This is a genomic window from Pacificispira sp. (assembly GCF_965228185.1).
Classification (GTDB): domain Bacteria; phylum Pseudomonadota; class Alphaproteobacteria; order UBA8366; family Aestuariispiraceae; genus Pacificispira.
In genome coordinates this window covers 444,596-457,706 of sequence record NZ_CBDDHE010000003.1, presented here as the reverse complement: position 1 = coordinate 457,706, position 13,111 = coordinate 444,596, and the positions used below count along the sequence as shown (strand labels likewise).

14 protein-coding genes are annotated in these 13,111 nt (G+C 63.8%); 10 read left to right on the top strand and 4 right to left on the bottom strand.

Annotated elements, in window-relative coordinates; genetic code table 11:
- Positions 1–3: 3 nt before the first annotated feature.
- Positions 4–708 (top strand): B3/4 domain-containing protein, encoded by a 705-nt coding sequence (locus tag ACO06O_RS05780; protein WP_421877227.1) that lies wholly within the window; start codon positions 4–6, stop codon positions 706–708.
- 14 nt (positions 709–722) lie between these two features.
- Here the strand turns inward: ACO06O_RS05780 and ACO06O_RS05775 are convergent, their stop codons facing one another.
- On the bottom strand, positions 723–857 hold the full coding sequence (locus tag ACO06O_RS05775) for a hypothetical protein (RefSeq protein ID WP_421877225.1): 135 nt from the start codon (positions 855–857) through the stop codon (positions 723–725).
- 250 nt (positions 858–1,107) lie between these two features.
- Here ACO06O_RS05775 and ACO06O_RS05770 point away from each other — a divergent pair, with 250 nt between their 5' ends.
- Entirely contained in the window at positions 1,108–2,067 is a 960-nt protein-coding gene (locus ACO06O_RS05770; RefSeq protein ID WP_421877222.1) for a methyltransferase domain-containing protein, read from the top strand.
- Between the two features lie 9 nt (positions 2,068–2,076).
- Here ACO06O_RS05770 and amrS read toward each other — a convergent pair whose 3' ends face one another.
- Positions 2,077–3,219 (bottom strand): AmmeMemoRadiSam system radical SAM enzyme, encoded by a 1,143-nt coding sequence (gene amrS / locus ACO06O_RS05765; protein ID WP_421877220.1) that lies wholly within the window; start codon positions 3,217–3,219, stop codon positions 2,077–2,079.
- Between the two features lie 76 nt (positions 3,220–3,295).
- On the opposite strand from amrS, the gene amrB reads away from it, so the two are divergent.
- The 5 genes from amrB to ACO06O_RS05740 all read left to right on the top strand — a co-directional run bounded on the left by amrB (position 3,296) and on the right by ACO06O_RS05740 (position 8,538).
- Positions 3,296–4,099: an AmmeMemoRadiSam system protein B gene (amrB, locus tag ACO06O_RS05760; protein WP_421877218.1), complete on the top strand. Its 804-nt coding sequence runs from the start codon at positions 3,296–3,298 to the stop codon at positions 4,097–4,099.
- Positions 4,096–4,665 carry an AmmeMemoRadiSam system protein A gene (amrA, locus tag ACO06O_RS05755; protein WP_421877216.1) on the top strand — a complete coding sequence of 190 codons (570 nt, stop codon included), beginning with the start codon at positions 4,096–4,098 and terminating at the stop codon, positions 4,663–4,665. The genes amrB and amrA overlap by 4 nt, the downstream gene beginning before the upstream one ends.
- Before the next feature lie 93 nt (positions 4,666–4,758).
- Positions 4,759–7,113 carry a xanthine dehydrogenase family protein molybdopterin-binding subunit gene (locus tag ACO06O_RS05750; protein ID WP_421877214.1) on the top strand — a complete coding sequence of 785 codons (2,355 nt, stop codon included), beginning with the start codon at positions 4,759–4,761 and terminating at the stop codon, positions 7,111–7,113.
- An 8-nt stretch (positions 7,114–7,121) separates the two neighbouring features.
- Positions 7,122–7,910, top strand: a complete 789-nt coding sequence (gene cysQ / locus ACO06O_RS05745; protein ID WP_420417356.1) for a 3'(2'),5'-bisphosphate nucleotidase CysQ — start codon at positions 7,122–7,124, stop codon at positions 7,908–7,910.
- A 109-nt stretch (positions 7,911–8,019) separates the two neighbouring features.
- Positions 8,020–8,538, top strand: a complete 519-nt coding sequence (locus ACO06O_RS05740) for a nucleoside 2-deoxyribosyltransferase (RefSeq protein ID WP_421877212.1) — start codon at positions 8,020–8,022, stop codon at positions 8,536–8,538.
- Here ACO06O_RS05740 and ACO06O_RS05735 read toward each other — a convergent pair whose 3' ends face one another.
- Positions 8,539–9,321, bottom strand: a complete 783-nt coding sequence (locus tag ACO06O_RS05735; RefSeq protein WP_420417358.1) for a class II aldolase/adducin family protein — start codon at positions 9,319–9,321, stop codon at positions 8,539–8,541.
- A 41-nt stretch (positions 9,322–9,362) separates the two neighbouring features.
- Complete coding sequence (locus tag ACO06O_RS05730) at positions 9,363–10,157, bottom strand: phytanoyl-CoA dioxygenase family protein (protein WP_421877210.1); 795 nt, start codon at positions 10,155–10,157, stop codon at positions 9,363–9,365.
- A 117-nt stretch (positions 10,158–10,274) separates the two neighbouring features.
- Between ACO06O_RS05730 and ACO06O_RS05725 the strand changes: the two genes are divergently transcribed.
- Genes ACO06O_RS05725 through ACO06O_RS05715 form a run of 3 tightly spaced genes read left to right on the top strand, consistent with a single transcriptional unit; the run spans position 10,275 to position 13,038 of the window.
- The gene (locus ACO06O_RS05725) at positions 10,275–12,083 is read left to right on the top strand and encodes an adenylate/guanylate cyclase domain-containing protein (RefSeq protein ID WP_421877207.1); all 1,809 of its coding nucleotides are present in this window, start codon (positions 10,275–10,277) and stop codon (positions 12,081–12,083) included.
- Entirely contained in the window at positions 12,080–12,292 is a 213-nt protein-coding gene (locus tag ACO06O_RS05720) for a DUF2007 domain-containing protein (RefSeq protein ID WP_421877204.1), read from the top strand. The genes ACO06O_RS05725 and ACO06O_RS05720 overlap by 4 nt, the downstream gene beginning before the upstream one ends.
- Positions 12,289–13,038, top strand: a complete 750-nt coding sequence (locus ACO06O_RS05715; RefSeq protein ID WP_421877202.1) for a tRNA1(Val) (adenine(37)-N6)-methyltransferase — start codon at positions 12,289–12,291, stop codon at positions 13,036–13,038. The genes ACO06O_RS05720 and ACO06O_RS05715 overlap by 4 nt, the downstream gene beginning before the upstream one ends.
- Positions 13,039–13,111: the final 73 nt, after the last annotated feature.

Here is a 13,111-nt window from a genome sequence, read left to right as displayed (position 1 = left end):
CCCATGAAATTCACAATTTCGCCGATCCTGGAAACTTTCCCGACCTATCGGGTCGCGGTGCTGCTGGCCGAGGATCTGACCGTCGCACCGGACCGGGGCAACGCGCTGGACGCCCTGATCGCGCAGGGCGAGGCGGAGGCGGCGGAACGCTTCGATCCTGAAGACCTCGGCGGTGTGCCCGCCATTGCCGATTGGCGGCGCGCCTATCGCGATTTTGGGATCAAGCAGACCAAATACCGGTCCTCCGTCGAACGGTTGCTGCGCTCGGCGGTGAAGGGGCGCGGTCTGCCGCGCATCAACCGACCGGTCGATGCCTATAATCTGATCTCCATACGGCACCTGGCCCCAATCGGCGCGGATGATCTGGATCGCGTCGACGGCGACCTCGCCTTCCGTTTCGCGGCGGGTACGGAGAGCTTTCTGCCGCTCGGCAAGGAAGACCAAGGCGAAGACCCGCCGAAACCAGGCGAGGTGGTCTATGCGGATGCCGCAAAAGTCCTATGCCGGCGTTGGAACTGGTACCAGGACGGACGGTCTTGCATCTCGCCGCGCACGCGCCGTGCCGTCGTTACCCTGCAGAGCTTGGGCCATGCGGATGTCGAGGCCGCGGCAGAGGATTTGTCACGGCTTTGGCGGGACTTTTGCGGGGTTCGGGCCAGTTGGCAGGTCGCAGACGCGGCCCGCCCCGACCTGACCTTCGAATCCTGAGGTTCGAACGGGGATCAGATTACCGTCACCACGGCGACCGTGCCGATCAACAGGAAGCAGACGGCAATGCTGACGGCGAACTGTACGGCCGGACGGCGCGGCTGATAGACACGGCGGTTGCGGTGCGGCGCAAAAGACAGATCGGCCATTTTTCAATCCTCTTCGGGTTCTTTTAGGTCCGCTCCTGCGATCCCTGTCTTCCCTTCTGACAGCAGATATGGGCCTTAATGCGGCGAAAATCTGTGACGGCTGTCACGGTTAACAGGAAATTTTCTTATTCAAGCCAAAGGATATCTAGACGTTTACTTCCCGTTCGCGTTAACGTGAAATTAACCATGATTAATACATGGTTGCACCTTGGGGAGGGTGACGTTGGGAATCCTGGCGGTGAATGCGATCTTGAAAAATAAGCGCAGTGGAGATGATTACATTCCGTTCCACGTTCGGTTTCAGGCCTGGTGGGAAGGCGAAGATCCGAATGCGCTTCTGATCCGGAAATACGGCGCCGCGCCGGAGAACCCGCTCGCCATTCAGGTGGATGACGAGGCCGGGGACGACGAATCCGGTTTGGTCTGGCCGAAAGGCCGCGTCAGTTTCTGCCGCCGTCTCTGGGAATTGGATGAAAAGGACGAGGTCGTCCATCCGGGCGGCGCGGACTATACGTCCTGGCTGATGAAGCCGATGAACCTGAATCACGAGATGAGCAGCATTGATCTCTCGGCCGGTTTGGGCGGCGGCACCCGCAAGACCGCGAAAAGCCTCAGCACCTATATCGACGGCTATGAGATCGATCCAGAACTGGCGGCGCTTGCCCAAGAATTGTCGGTCAAGCACGGCATGGAGCGCCGGGCGCCGGTGTCAGTCTACAATCCGGACGAACTCGACCTGCCCGCGCGCCGGTTCAGCGGCGTTCTGTGCCGCGAGCGCGCCTATCGTTTCCGCCGCAAGGACCTGTTCCTGAAGACGGCCTTCAACAGCCTGCGTCCGCGCGGCCATTTCATCCTGACGGACTATGTGGTGGTGAACCCGGCCGATGCCGACCACCCGACTATTCGCGGGTGGATGAGCCGCGAACCGGGCGAATTCGATCTTTGGACCGCCGAGGAATACCGCAAATACATGGTCAATCTGGGCATGGATATGCGCATCACCGAGGACGAGACGGACGAATACCGGTCGATGCTGTTGCAGGCTTGGTCGCGCTTCGTTGCCGGATTGTCCAAACAGGACCTGACCCGCGACTTCATCAACGACATGATGCGCGAGGCCGAATACTGGTTGATGCTGATCCGGGCCCTGGAATCCGGCAAGCTGCGCTATTACCGCTATCACGCGATCCGCGGGATCGAGAGCGCCTGACCCGTCCCCTTACTGTTGCTGAGACTGGGCCGCCTGCCATTGCCGGGCGAATTCGGCCAACCGAACCGTCTTGCGCTGACGCCCCCATGTGCCGGGCTTCGGTTCGAACCGGCCCGCGATGGGCGTACCGCATTCGGTGCAGTGACCGCCCTGCCCCAGCTTCCATGCCGTCAGCATATGCCAGTCGCGGCCGATCACCTTCGTCCCGCAGCCAGGGCAATAGGTCGACCCGGTCGGCTCGTGATGGATGTTGCCGGTATAGACATGGTTCAGCCCCGCCTGCCGCCCGATACGATGGGCACGCAGCAGGGTTTCCGGCGGCGTCCGCGGCTTGTCCATCATCTTATAATCGGGATGAAAGGCCGTGAAATGCAGCGGCACATCCGGGCCCAGCGCCTCCTGCACCCATTGAGTCAGCGCCTCCAGCTCCGCCGGCCCATCGTTCTCGCCGGGGATCAGCAAGGTCGTCAGTTCGACCCAGGCGCCGCGCTCCTTCACTAGATAGACAGCAGTCTCCTTCACGGATTCCAAAGAGGCGGTGCAGAGCTTGCGGTAGAAATCCTCCGTAAAGGCTTTCAGGTCCAGATTGACCGCGTCCATGCGACGGAAGAAATCTTCCCGCGCGCCTTCCTTCACATAGCCCGCCGTCACCGCGACATTGGCGATGCCCGCCGCATGGCAGGCCGCCGCCACATCCGTCGCGTATTCCAGGAAGATCACCGGATCGTTGTAGGTATAGGCGACCGAGCGGCAGCCGGTGCGCCGCGCAGCCTCCGCAATCGCGCCCGGCGGCGACTGGTCCATCAGCCGGTCCATCTTGCGGCTCTTGGAAATATCCCAGTTTTGACAGAACTTGCAGGTCAGGTTGCAGCCCGCCGTCCCGAAACTGAGCACCGGCGTCCCCGGCAGGAAATGGTTCAGCGGCTTCTTTTCGATGGGATCGATGCAGTATCCCGACGCCCGGCCATAGGTGGTCAGGACCAATTCATCCCCCCGCCGCGCCCGCACGAAACACAGCCCCCGCTGCCCGTCATGCAGCTTGCATTCACGCGGACACACGTCACAGCGGATACGGCCATCCTCCAGCGCCGCCCAGTGCCGCGCCGGGACGCCTTCGATGATGTCGTCTTGCAGTTTCACACCGTCGGTCACGGAAACGCGCGCTCCTTCATTCCGTCGGTCGACTACGGTACACTAACACCAGACCAACGACGATGGGATGAGAGACATGGCCTTGATCCGACCGCCCGCCGTGGCGGGCATGTTCTATCCCAGCGATCCACGCGGGCTGACCGGGGCGGTGGCGGATTTCGTGAATGCCGCCGTCAACGCGGCGGGGATCGGCAAGGAGACGCCGGCGCCGAAGGCGATCATCGCGCCCCATGCCGGCTATAAGTATTCCGGTGCCTGCGCGGCGCAGGCCTATGCCCGCCTGATGCCGGATCGCAGCCGGATTTCGCGCATCGTGCTGATGGGGCCGTGCCATCGGGTTGCGGTGTGCGGGCTGGCGACCACGACGGCGGATTACTGGAAGACGCCGATCGGCGCGGTCCAGATCGACCGGGAGGCGCTGGACGCGCTGTCCGATCTGGCGCAGGTCATCCCCCATGACGGCGCCCATCAGCAGGAACACAGTCTGGAAGTCCATGTGCCCTTCCTGCAGGTCTGTTTCCCGCATATGAAGCTGGTCCCCTTCGCGGTCGGCCAGGCGACGGCGGAAGACGTCGCCGAAGTCCTGGCACGGCTCTGGGGCGGGGAGGAGACGCGGATCGTGATCTCCACCGATCTGAGCCACTTCCTGGATTACGATGCCTGCAACGCGCTGGACGCGAAGACGGCGGAGGCGGTGGAGCGTCTGGATCACGCCGCCATCGGCCGCGACCAGGCCTGCGGTCGCATCCCGATGTCCGGCCTGCTGCATCTGGCAAAGGAACGCGCCATGTCGATCGAACGGGTCGGCCTGTGCAATTCCGGTGACACGGCGGGCGACAAGTCCAGGGTTGTCGGCTATGGCAGCTGGATCCTGCGATGATGAACACGGCCGATATCGCGGCGAAACACGGGCCGCTGCTGCTGGATTTCGTGAAACGGTCGCTGGCCCATGGCGTCACCCAGGGCAAGCCGCCCGCGGTGAATGTCGACAGTTTCCCCGAGGAATTGCGGGAACCGGGCGCGACCTTCATCACCATCGAGAAACGCGGCAAGCTGCGCGGCTGTATCGGGTCGCTGCAGGCACACCGTCCGCTGGTCGCCGATCTGGTGGAGAACGCCTTCAAGGCCGGGTTCAAGGACCCGCGCTTCCCGCCACTGACCAGCGACGAGATGGGCCAGATCAGCTGGTCGATCTCGCTTCTGAGCGAGCCGGAGCAGATGCTGATCCAGGACGAGGCGGATCTGTTGCGCCAGTTGGTGCCGAAGGTCGACGGCCTGATCATCGCCGACAAGGGCCGCCGCGCCACCTTCCTGCCCCAGGTCTGGGATCAACTGCCCGATCCGGTAACCTTCCTGTCCCATCTGAAGCGCAAGGCGGGTCTGCCGCCGGACCATTGGTCGCCCGACTTCACCGCCCAGCGCTATCGGGTCGTGAAGGTCGGTTAAAGCACCTGCGCCGGGGCATGAATTGACCGCTGTCGCAGCGCCTCTATGATCTGTTGCGACGCACCATCCCCATCCCGCACAAGAGGGCGATTTATGACGAAGTTCGGTATCGGACAGGCCGTACGACGCACGGAAGACTTACAGCTTTTGACAGGCGCCGGTCAGTACACGGCGGATGTCGACTGGCCGCAGCAAACCTATGCGGTCGCCGTACGCTCCCCTTATGCCCATGCGCATATCCTGTCGATGGATACGGCAGATGCCGAGGCCGCACCGGGCGTGCTGGCCGTGATCACGGGCGCACAGATGCGCGCCGACGGCGTCGGGCCGATGGCCAGCAACATCGTCGTCACCCAGCCAGACGGATCGAAAATGGTCGACCCGCCGCGCTATGCGCTGGCCGAGGGCAAGGTGCGCCATGTCGGCGATCCGGTCGCCTTCGTCGTGGCCGAAACGCTGGATCAGGCCCGCGACGCGGCGGAGCTGGTCATGGTCGATTACGACGACCTGCCCGCCGTCACCGATACCGATCTGGCCGATGCCGACGGCGCGCCGCTGGTCTATGACGATGCGCCGAACAACCGCTGCTTTACCTGGGAATACGGCGACGAAGCGACGGCCGATGACGGCATGGCCAAGGCCGCACACACGGTCCGCCTGAAGCTGATCAACAACCGCATCGTCGTGAACTCCATGGAGCCCCGCGCCGCCCTGGCGGCCTATGAAGGCGACGCCGAGACCGGGCGATATGTCCTGCACACCCCGACCCAGGGCGTCCATTCGGTTCAGCGTCAATTGGCGCAAGATGTGTTCGGCGTCGACAATTCGCGCATGCGCATCCTGACCGGACATGTCGGCGGCGGATTCGGCATGAAAATCTTCCTGTACCCGGAGCAGGTCTGCGCCCTCTATGCCGCGCGCAAGCTCGGCCGGCCGGTGAAATGGGTCGCGGAGCGATCCTATGACGGGTTCACCACCGACAAGCAGGGCCGCGACCACGTCAGCGATATCGAGCTGGGTCTGGATGCGGACTATCGGATCACCGGATTGAAGATCACGCTGAAGGCCGCGATGGGGGCCTATATCTCCGGCTTCCAGGCCTTCATTCCGACCATGGCCAGCGCCAAGATGTATTCCGGCGTCTATGCCATTCCGGCAGTGTTTCTGCGTGTCCATGGCCTGTTCACCAACACGACGCCGGTCGATGCCTATCGCGGCGCCGGGAGGCCGGAAGCGGCCTATCTGCTGGAACGCCTGATGGACAAGGCGGCGCTGGATCTGGGCGTCGACCCGGTGGAACTGCGGATGCGCAACTATATCCGGCCGGATCAGATGCCCTTCCCGACATCCACCGGCCCGACCTATGATTCCGGCGATTTCCCGCGTCTGACCAGGATCGCATTGGAACGGGCCGACCGTGACGGTTTCGAGGCACGCCGCGCCGAGGCGGAGGCGCGCGGCAAGTTGCGCGGCATGGGCATGGCCTATTACATCGAATGCTGCGGCGCCGGTCCGGGCGAACAGGCCGACATCCGCGTCGACGAAGCGGGCCGGGTCACGCTGTATATCGGCACCCAGGATAACGGTCAGGGTCACCAGACCGCCTATAAGCAGATCGTATCCGATCGGCTGGGTCTGGATCTGGACCGGATCACTGTGGTTCAGGGCGACACCGATCTGGTGGAACGCGGCGGCGGCACCGGCGGATCGCGTTCGATCCCCGAAGGCGGGGTGGCGGTGCGCAATGCCGCCGACGGCGTCGTCGACAAGGGCAAGATCATCGCCGCCGGCATCCTGGAGGCCGCGCCCGGCGACATCGACTTCGCCGACGGCCAGTTCACCATCGTCGGCACCGACCGCCAGGTCGGATTCGAGGATGTCGCCCGCGCCGCCCACGACCCGTCTCGCCTGCCGCCGGATACCGAACCGGGGCTGGATGTGAAGGTCCGCCACAAGGCGGAAGTCCAGACCTATCCCAATGGCTGTCATGTCTGCGAGTTGGAGATCGATCCGGATACCGGCGATCTGGAGATCGTGAACTATGTCGTGGTCGACGATTTCGGCACCGTGGTGAACCCACTGATGCTGGCCGGTCAGGTCCATGGCGGCATCGGCCAGGGGTTGGGGCAGTCGCTGCTGGAGGAAACCGTCTATGACAAGGAAACCGGTCAGCTTCTGTCCGGGTCCTTCATGGATTACTGCATGCCGCGCGCGGACGACATCCCGACCATCGATTTCAGCTATGTCGACGACATTCCCTGTACGACGAACCCGCTGGGCATCAAGGGCGCGGGCGAAGCCGGTGCCATCGGCGCGCCGCCCGCGTCAATTAACGCCATCGTCGATGCATTGAAAAATCTCGGCATCCATCATATCGACATGCCCGCGACCAAGCATAAGATCTGGGCGACGATACAGGCCGCCCGGGAACGCCAAGCTGCGGAGTGAACCGACCCGTGACCCAGACACTCGACCCGTCGGCCCTGTTGCCCGCCATCGAAAAGGCCGCCCGCGATGCCGGTGCGACGATCATGCGGATCTACGCCACCGATTTCGAAACCCGCACCAAGGACGACGCGTCGCCGGTCACGGAAGCCGATGAAGCCGCCGAGGCGATCATTCTTCCCATGCTGAACGCGCTGACGCCGGACGTGCCGGTCGTGGCCGAGGAAGCCGCGGCGGCGGGCGACATCCCGGATGTCGGCGACGGCCCGTTCTGGCTGGTCGATCCGCTGGACGGGACGAAGGAGTTCCTGAAGCGGAACGGCGAATTCACGGTCAACATTGCCCTGATCCAGGATCGCGAACCGCTGGTCGGCGTGGTGTTCCTGCCGGCCAAGGGTGTCCTGTATTCCGGCATTCGCGGCGAAGGCGCCTGGCGCACACTGGAAGACGGCGCACGGGGCCCGATTTCGGTCCGCCAGCCGCCGGAGGAAGGACTGACCGTGGTCGGCAGCCGAAGCCACGGCGATCCGGCAGAGATGGAAGCCTTCCTGAAAGGCCGGCCGGTCGCGGAGAATCTGGCGGCGGGCAGTTCGCTGAAATTCTGTCTGGTCGCGGAAGGAAAGGCGGATGTCTATCCGCGCCTTGGCCGCACCATGGAATGGGACGTCGCGGCAGGCCACGCGGTCCTGTCCGGCGCCGGGGGGATCGTCACGACGACCGACGGCACACCCTTCCGCTACGCCAAGAACGCGATCTTCGAGAATCCCCATTTCGTCGCCTGGGGCGGCGCGCGGCCGTGACGCAGACCGCCCCGCGCGCCGGCGACAGCAACACTCATCGGGTGTCGGCGGTAGAGCGGGAAGTTGAGAAGGTTCCTGCTTTCGCAGGAACACGGTGTGGGATGAAGCGATGACCCGCGTCTATCTGGCCGGACCCGACGTTTTTCACCCCGACGCCGTCGAACTGGGCCGCCGCAAGAAGGCGATCTGCGAAGAAATCGGGCTGACCGGCGTCTATCCTCTGGACAATGACCTGCCGCTGGACGGGCTCTCGCCGCACGACCAGGGCATGGCGATCTATCGCGCCAATATCGCATTGATGGACGGTTGCGACGCGGCGATCGCCAACATGACCCCATTCCGCGGGCCGTCCTGCGATGCCGGAACCGCCTTCGAGATCGGCTACATGCGCGCCCTGGGGCGGCCGGTCTTTGCCTATAGCAACGTCGCGGCGGCCTTCACCGAACGCTCTACCGGCCTGGACCGGTACGCGGTCGAACGGTTCGAGATGACCGACAATCTGATGCTGGATGGCGCGGTGGCGGACAGCGGCGGTCAGCCCATCACCGGCGACGCCGCAGATCCATTCACCGACCTGTCGGTTTTCCGTCGCTGTGCCGAAAGCCTGAGGGACGCCCTGGCACGGTGATCAATCCCGGAAACTGGGGTCCTTCCGGTCCAGCATGCGCAGATAGGCCGGCCATTCCGGCAATTCCTTGGCGCGCATGCCTTCGATCCCGTCATCCCACTGCTTGGCGGTGTGTTCGCAGACCTCATGCGGCGGCATGTTGATCTTGCGGCCGGTCTGCATGACCTGGATCTGCACCCGGCAGGCCTGTTCCAGATAATAGAGACGGGTGAAGGCGTGGCTGACGGTCTGGCCCAAGGTCAGCAAACCATGGTTGCGCAGGATCATCGCCCAGGACTTGCCCAGATCGGCCACCAGGCGGTCGCGCTCGGACAGGTCCAGCGCGATGCCTTCATAATCGTGATAGGCCATCCGATTGTAGAACTGGAAGCCGCCCTGGGTCATCGGCAGGAAACCGTCTTCCAGGCAGGACACGGCGGTACCGGCGTCGGAATGGGTGTGCAGGACACAGACCGCGTCATGCCGCGCGGCGTGGATCGCGCTGTGAATGGTATAGCCCGCCGCGTTGATGCCATAGCTGGACCCGTCGACGACATTCCCGTCCAGATCGATCTTCACCAGGTTCGAGGCGCAGACCTCGTCATAGGCCAGGCCGAACGGGTTGATCAGGAAATGCGACGGCTCGTCGGGTACACGGGCGGTGATGTGATTGTAGATCTGATCGCACCAGCCATGGGCATGGATCAGGCGATAACAGGCCGCCAGATCGACGCGCATCGCCCATTCGGCTTCAGAGCATTTCAGCGACCGGCGAACCGGCAGTTTCGTGGCGACGCTGGACAAATCGGATCCTCCGCTGTTCGAAGTTTCCCGGCCTTATCCGCTTATTCCGCCGCGCGGGCGAGCGCATGCAGCGCGTCGTCGTCCCCCGGCATTAGCGGCGAGCGGTCCGGGTTATTGTGATACCAAGCCCGATTGTTCCCGCCGGTCGGGACATTGTCGACGGCGTTATAGTTGAAATACATGATCCCGCGCGGCCAAGGGCTGACATTGTTGGACGAGCCGTGGACCAGATTGCAGTGGATGAAGGCAACGGTCCCCGCCGGGCCCATCAGCGGCACGATGCCGTTCTTGTCGGCATAGTCCTGGACCACCGTCGCGTCGATCTGCATCAATGTATAGCCGGTCACATCTTCCTTCGACACGGCGTCGACAATACCGTGGCGCTGGGTGCCTGGCAGGACCATCAACGGCGCGTTCACCGGCGATGCGTCATCCAGAAAGATCGCCGTCATGACACAGCGCGGCTCCGGCATGCCGTCCTCGCGGTGCCAGGTGCCGAAATCCTGGTGCCAGTTCCAGGCGCCGCCGGAGAAACCCTGCTTCGGATTCAGCCGGCTTTGATGGATATAGGCGTCGCCGCGCAGCAATTGCCGAACCGGGTTCAACAGGCGCGGCATGACCGACAGTTTGGCAAAGGGCTCGGCGAAGGAATGCCCGCCATAGGCCAGCCTGATCCCGCCGCCGTCGCTCTCCCGCACCACTTCCGGCCCGTCGCGGTCGTACAGGTCAGGGGTCGAGGCTTTCAGAACGCGGGCTTCTTCCTCATCCAGCAATCCGGGAAAGAGGAGGAAGCCGGTCCGGTCAAACTCTTCGATCTGTGCGTCGGATAAATGCATGGGCGCGAGCCTACCCATGAACGACCCCGTCGCCAAGCCGCCATTTCCCTTTCACCGGTCCCGGGGGTCCGGCACTATGCGCCGCGACAAGGGCAGTAAGGCGAAGAAGGGCGTTCCGTGACCGTTTCGATCCGGTTTGTGATGATTGTCGGATTCTGTGGCCTGCTGGCCGTGTCGGTCGCGGCGGTCATTGTCACCGGCGTGGCGGGCGCTCTGGGCAATACGCTGACCCTGATGGCCCGAGATTCAGCCCAGATGGTGGAGGAGGCTCGGCGCGATCTGGAAACCGAATTGGCGCCGATCCAGAACCAATCCGCCTATATCGCGGACCAGTTCGCCCAGGGCCGCCTGCGCTTCGATCAACCGAACCGGCTGACCCTGGCGCTTGAATCCTCCATGGCGGCCCTGCCCGATCTGGCCGGCATGCTGGTCATGGACACGAACGCCATCGGGTTTCGAATTCTGGGCGAGCGGCGGAACGGCAAGCTGCCGGCGGTGACGATCGGGAACTTCCAATCGGAACCAGGCCTCGCCCAAGTCATCGAACTGGCGCGCTATGCGGACAATCCGGTCTGGCGCCGCCCGGTCTGGATTCCCGAAATCCAGCAGACGGTGATCAACCTGCACACGCCGCTTTACCGCGACGGGGAATATATCGGGCTTCTGATCCAGGGGAAGGCCGTTGCCGACCTGTCGTCCCGGCTGCGCGACCTGGAGGAGGATAAGGGCAAGATCCCCTTCCTGCTGTATGGCGAAGGGCATGTGCTGGCCCATCCCGGTCTTGCGGAACTGGCGCTGGACGTCACGGAGGAAATGCCCCTGCCCTTGGTCTCCTCTTTCCAGGACGCGATCCTGGCAGAGTTTCCGAACCTTCGGGAAGTCATCTTCGAGAAATACGCGGAATCTGAAAACCTGCGTATGGGGCGCACCGAATTCGCCGACCGAAGTTATCTGTTCTCCTATACCGAAGTGACCGGAATCGCTGCCGACCTGCCAATTGTCGTCGGCCTGTATGTCGACGAGGCACGCTATCAGGATTTCCGTGACCGCCTGCGCAGCATGATCCTGGTCGGGATCGGTGTGTTGATGATTTCCGGCATTCTGGCCCTGCTGATGGCGAAGGCGACCGTGCGGCCGATCCTGGCGCTGTCGGAGGCCTCCGCCCAGGTCGCCGCCGGCAATTACGACAACCTTCCCGTCCTGCCGAAAAGCCGGATGCGGGAATTGCGTGAGGCCTCCAACGCCTTTGAAGCCATGGTACATGGCTTGAAGGAGCGCGCACGTATTCTGGACCTGTTCGGCCGCGTCGTCCCCGAGAAAGTCGCCGAACGGATGCTCAGCGCCCCGGATGAGCTGGCACCGCAGACCGTCGAGGCGACGGTCCTGTTCTGCGATATGGCGAATTTCACCCATATGACCGAGGAACTGGGCCCGGCCAAGGTCGTCGCCGTCCTGAACGCCTATTTCACCGACATCGTCGATGTCGTCCACGGGCATGGCGGCATCGTCACGCAGTTTCAGGGCGACGCGATCCTGGCCGTGTTCAATCTGCCCATCGCCGACGCGGCGCATGCAGAGAAGGCGGTCAATGCGGCTCGCGAAATTCAGGTGCATTTGGCCGAACGGGAATACGAGGGACGTCGCCTGTCCTGCCGCATCGGGATCGCGACCGGCCCCCTGATCGCCGCCAATGTCGGCGCGGCGTCGCGGATGAACTACACTGTCCATGGCGACACGGTGAACCTGGCCGCCCGTTTGGAACAGTTGAACAAGGAACTGGGCACCACGATCCTGATCGCGGGATCGACGGCGGCGCGCGTCCGTAAAGGCGAGCTCCTGTCCCTGGGAGAACGCACGGTGCGCGGCCGCGATCATCCGATTGAAGTCTATGCGCCGCTGAAAGACACGGTCGAGGTCGACGCATGAAGGAATTGCTGCGCACGAACGATCCGGTCCGGCTGTCCTTTATCGCGTCGGTGCTGCGCGATTCCAGTATCGAGAGTGTGGTCTTCGACGAGCATACCAGCCTTCTCGAAGGCTCCATTGGCGCCCTCCCGCGCCGCCTGATGGTGCTGGACGAGGATTACGACGCCGCCAAGCGCCTGCTGCGCGATACCGGTCAGGACGATTCATGACGCCGCCGGACGAAACCGTCACGGACAAGTTCCTGGACGGGCGCGTGATGGTGACGCAACCCCGGCACGGCTATCGCGCCGCCATGGATCCGGTCCTGTTGGCCGCCGCCGTTCCGGCCGTGCGGCCCGATGAGCGGGTGCTGGAACTGGGCTGCGGCGTCGGCACGGCGTTGCTGTGCTATGGCCGGCGCGTTTCGGATTCGCATCTGACCGGACTGGAGATCGATCCCGCGACCGCCGATCTCGCGCGCGCCAATGCCGCCGCAAACGGCATGGCGGATCGCGCCTCGGTCCTGACCGGCGATATCCTGGCGCCACCGGAGGGTCTGACACCCGGCGGCTATCACCAGGTCTTCGCCAATCCGCCCTATATGGATGCGGCCAGCGGGGACGCATCGCCGGTCGAGGGCCGCGCCCGGTCCAACGTGGAAGGCGATGCGCGGCTGAGGGATTGGATCGCCGCCCTGTTGAAGTTCGCACGGCCCAAGGGGGGGATCGCCCTCATCCACCGCGCCGACCGGGTCGACGAAATCCTGGCGCGCCTGCACGGGAAGGCGGGGGAAATCACCGTCATTCCCCTTTGGCCCCGCACCGCCACACCGGCGAAACGGGTGATCGTCCGGGCGCGGAAGGGCGTGCGCGGCGGCGCGATCTTGCATCCGGGCCTAATCCTGCACGGCGAGGGCGACACCCGCTACACTGATGCCGCCTCCGCAATCCTGCGCGACGCCGCCGCATTGGATTAGCCCCACAGCACGGTCCCGTCCCCGTCATGCACGCCTACACGGGAATGACGGAAGGGTAAACGTATCTCTTGGT

Coding starts and splice junctions, on each gene's coding strand:
- ACO06O_RS05780 (WP_421877227.1), top strand. CDS start 4: ATGAAATTCACAATTTCGCCGATCCTGGAAACTTTCCCGACCTATCGG.
- ACO06O_RS05775 (WP_421877225.1), bottom strand. CDS start 857: ATGGCCGATCTGTCTTTTGCGCCGCACCGCAACCGCCGTGTCTATCAG.
- amrB (WP_421877218.1), top strand. CDS start 3,296: ATGGCCTTGATCCGACCGCCCGCCGTGGCGGGCATGTTCTATCCCAGC.
- ACO06O_RS05720 (WP_421877204.1), top strand. CDS start 12,080: ATGAAGGAATTGCTGCGCACGAACGATCCGGTCCGGCTGTCCTTTATC.
- ACO06O_RS05715 (WP_421877202.1), top strand. CDS start 12,289: ATGACGCCGCCGGACGAAACCGTCACGGACAAGTTCCTGGACGGGCGC.
- ACO06O_RS05730 (WP_421877210.1), bottom strand. CDS start 10,157: ATGCATTTATCCGACGCACAGATCGAAGAGTTTGACCGGACCGGCTTC.
- ACO06O_RS05740 (WP_421877212.1), top strand. CDS start 8,020: ATGACCCGCGTCTATCTGGCCGGACCCGACGTTTTTCACCCCGACGCC.
- ACO06O_RS05750 (WP_421877214.1), top strand. CDS start 4,759: ATGACGAAGTTCGGTATCGGACAGGCCGTACGACGCACGGAAGACTTA.
- amrA (WP_421877216.1), top strand. CDS start 4,096: ATGATGAACACGGCCGATATCGCGGCGAAACACGGGCCGCTGCTGCTG.